Below are 2,718 nucleotides of genomic sequence, written 5' to 3'. Positions count from 1 at the left end.
GACTGGCGAGGTCGCCTATTCGACTGTCGCGGGTTCGTGCCGTCCGTTCGGGGAGGTAATGACCGCAGGGGGTGACGCGATCTGTTCACTGAACGCATCCATAAGGGAGGGCTATGGTCGCCGAAACCACATCACTGAAGGGGCATTTGCATGCTCTGCGGCTGCGGATCGCTCTCCTGATCGCTGTGGTCTTGATCGGCCTGGGTGTGGGCGTGATTTTCCTGTTCAAGGTGGACCCGGCTCCAGAGCGTGACGCGCCAGCGGTGCCGTTGCCCGCGATCACCTCACCGTTGCTGCCGACACCGTCCAGCGAGCCAACGCAGCCCGCGCCGCGGGACTGACCAATTCGACGCTGGAGCTGGCAGATTCATTTGTCCCCGGTAGCCGCAGGCTTCCAGCCTTTCGGTTTTCGGGGACGAGGGCCTACGGCGTAGCGGGCCCAGCCCGCGGTGATCTGGGCGGCGGCTCGGGTGGTTGTCTTGTGGTGATAGCCGAGCGCGTCGGCGACGACCGGGGCTGGTAATTCGAGGACGTGTTGGTGGAGCGAACCGACTCGGCCGGGCCGAGAAGGAACGCCGAGTGCGTTGATCAGGTCGCTGAGGGTGGAAGGGTCCATCGGCTGGCCGGCGCGGCGGCCGGGGAACAGCCAGCGAGATGCGCGGTTGGTGGCGGTGTTCATGTTGGTGCGCTGGTCAATCCAGGTCAGTAATAGATGGGCGACCGGGCCAGGGACCGGTGTGGGGGGTTCGCCGAGATTCAGCAGCACCTGATCGTCGGCGAGGATCACGTCGTCGACGGCGAGGCGGACGACGCGGCTGACCGGCTGCGCGTAGAGCAGCACGATCGCCGCCGCGACGCGGGACCGCAGCGGCGGCTCCGGGTCGGTGAGCAGGCGGCCCAGCAGGTCGATGCGTTGTTGCTGGGGCATCGGGGACGCGGGGCCGATCACGACGGTCGGGAGCCGGAATCGGCGGGTAAGTCTGTTGGCGAGACACCAGAGCAGAAATCCTCGAATGCTGGTGCGGGCGTGGGCATTGTGTTCGACAAGCCAGGCGTCGATGGCGGCTTGGCCGCAGTCGGCCAGCGTGAGGTCATGCTCCGCGAGCCAGCCGAGGAACCGCGTCGCCTGGCTGATCTGAGTGGTGAAGCCGCGTCGGCTGCCGACGGAAAGCGGGCCCCGCGCGGCTCGTGCCCGCAGTCGTGGCTGGACATCCCAAACGGCAAACTGCCTGATCAGGCGAGCGTGTCCGGGGTCAGCGATAGTAGCCAGGTGCGTGATCATCCACCGTTCGAACGCGCAGATCTGTTTGTCGGCGGTGGGTAGGGTTCCGCAGGCCATCAGCAGTTCCTCGAGGTGCGCGGCGGCTCGCCAGGGCTGAAGGATGTGGAACGCCTCGTGGGTCAGCTCGATCTCGCCGCGGCCGAGTTCGGCCAGCAGATCGGCCGGTGCCCGATCGCGGACCTTGCGGTGCTTCAGCCAGCACAAACCCGACAACGGGGCGTTCATCGTCAGCAGATGCGCGGCCAGCGGTGCGAGCTCGGTTCGAATGAGCCCGGTGTCATCGCTGAGCAGATCAGCGAGCTCGTCAGCGAAAGTGCAACGCGTGCATAGACGTCGGCGGTGGAGTTTGCCCTCGTGCCCGCAACGCGAACAGAGGTAGGAGACGGTGAATCCGGCGCAGCCGGCGCAGATGGGCATGCGGTCGGTGGGACGCAGGCCGGGCAGTGCCCGGTTGTCACCGCAGCCGGGGCAGTGCCCGCGGATTCTCAGCGCCCGGTCGTGGCAGGTGCGGCAAACGTGTCCCTCGGGCCAGGCCGCAGCGAAGCAGCCGAACCGACCGCAGCGGGCGCAGCGCTTCTTGTGCCAGCGCTCATACTGCTCCGCTGTCCGATAGGCAGGACTCATGCGTCCGGCAAGATCCGGGCCGCCCGGGGCCGGAGCTTCGCGACGTTCGCGGGAACCGGGCCGGGCAGATCGTCGGTCGCGGTGCGGCTGACCCCAGCGTTCTCGGCGGTCGTGACGACCAGGTCCGCCGGAGTGCAGCCCAGAATGTCGCAGAGCGCTGAAAGTATTTGCAGCGAAAGCCTTTCCGGCGTTCCAGAAACGAGCCGATGGACTTGGGACGCCGACAGGTTGATGCCGCGTTCGTGCAGCAAGGGGACCAGTTCGGTAGCGTTGAACTTGCCGCGGGTGGCCATCAGTTCGCGCAAGCGCCAGGAATAGCCGACGACGCGTTTCATGCGTTCATCCCCTTCCGGGAATTCAGGGCCGCTGCCACGGTGGCGTCGAGCTGCCGGCGCAGGGTGCGCGTGCGGAAGTCAGAGGACACGCAGGTGTAGATCGACGTCGTGGACGCGTGCTCGTGACCGACCTGTTCCTGCACGAACCGAGGATCCCAGCCGTCCTCGATCAAATGGGTGACGTAGGACCTTCGGAGTCCATGCAAATCCAACCCGGCGTCCAGGCCCAAGGCATCGCGGTAGACGGCGAAACGAGAGTTCAGGCGTTGACAGCCGATCCGGGGTCCCCGCTCCGACGGCCAGGCCGCCGGGTTGCCGTCGTCGCCGAACAGCGGCCGGATGTCGGTGAACCACTCCTCGAGCACCTCGGCAGTCCAGTCCCAGACCGTCAGCACGCCACGGCGTTTCGGCGGTGACCCCTTCTTCGCCTTGCCGTATCGGACCTGGCAGCAGCCGAACTGACCGAACTCCCGCGCA

Annotated in this window: 4 protein-coding genes; 1 reads left to right on the top strand and 3 read right to left on the bottom strand. The window is 66.7% G+C overall.

Annotation, left to right across the window (positions count from 1 at the left end; all coding sequences use genetic code 11):
- Positions 1-113 precede the first annotated feature (113 nt).
- On the top strand, positions 114-341 hold the full coding sequence (locus tag ABZ293_RS41955) for a hypothetical protein (protein ID WP_355189908.1): 228 nt from the start codon (positions 114-116) through the stop codon (positions 339-341).
- Positions 342-367: 26 nt separating this feature from the next.
- On the opposite strand, the gene ABZ293_RS41950 is transcribed toward ABZ293_RS41955, so the two are convergent.
- The 3 genes from ABZ293_RS41950 to ABZ293_RS41940 form a co-directional block, all read right to left on the bottom strand.
- Positions 368-1,906, bottom strand: a complete 1,539-nt coding sequence (locus tag ABZ293_RS41950) for a hypothetical protein (RefSeq protein WP_355189907.1) — start codon at positions 1,904-1,906, stop codon at positions 368-370.
- Positions 1,903-2,241, bottom strand: a complete 339-nt coding sequence (locus ABZ293_RS41945; protein ID WP_355189906.1) for a helix-turn-helix transcriptional regulator — start codon at positions 2,239-2,241, stop codon at positions 1,903-1,905. The genes ABZ293_RS41950 and ABZ293_RS41945 overlap by 4 nt, the downstream gene beginning before the upstream one ends.
- The coding region (locus ABZ293_RS41940; RefSeq protein WP_355189905.1) for a site-specific integrase at positions 2,238-2,718 on the bottom strand (481 nt) is incomplete at its 5' end. The genes ABZ293_RS41940 and ABZ293_RS41945, both read right to left, overlap by 4 nt.

The sequence above is a fragment of the Nocardia sp. NPDC005998 genome, assembly GCF_040614395.1.
Lineage (GTDB): Bacteria > Actinomycetota > Actinomycetes > Mycobacteriales > Mycobacteriaceae > Nocardia.
The sequence above is the reverse complement of the archived record's forward strand: the minus strand, read 5'-3'. Positions and strand labels throughout refer to the sequence as shown.

Excerpts from the sequence above, each read along its gene's own strand:
- ABZ293_RS41955 (WP_355189908.1), top strand. The coding sequence starts at position 114 with ATGGTCGCCGAAACCACATCACTGAAGGGGCATTTGCATGCTCTGCGG.
- ABZ293_RS41950 (WP_355189907.1), bottom strand. The coding sequence starts at position 1,906 with ATGAGTCCTGCCTATCGGACAGCGGAGCAGTATGAGCGCTGGCACAAG.
- ABZ293_RS41945 (WP_355189906.1), bottom strand. The coding sequence starts at position 2,241 with ATGAAACGCGTCGTCGGCTATTCCTGGCGCTTGCGCGAACTGATGGCC.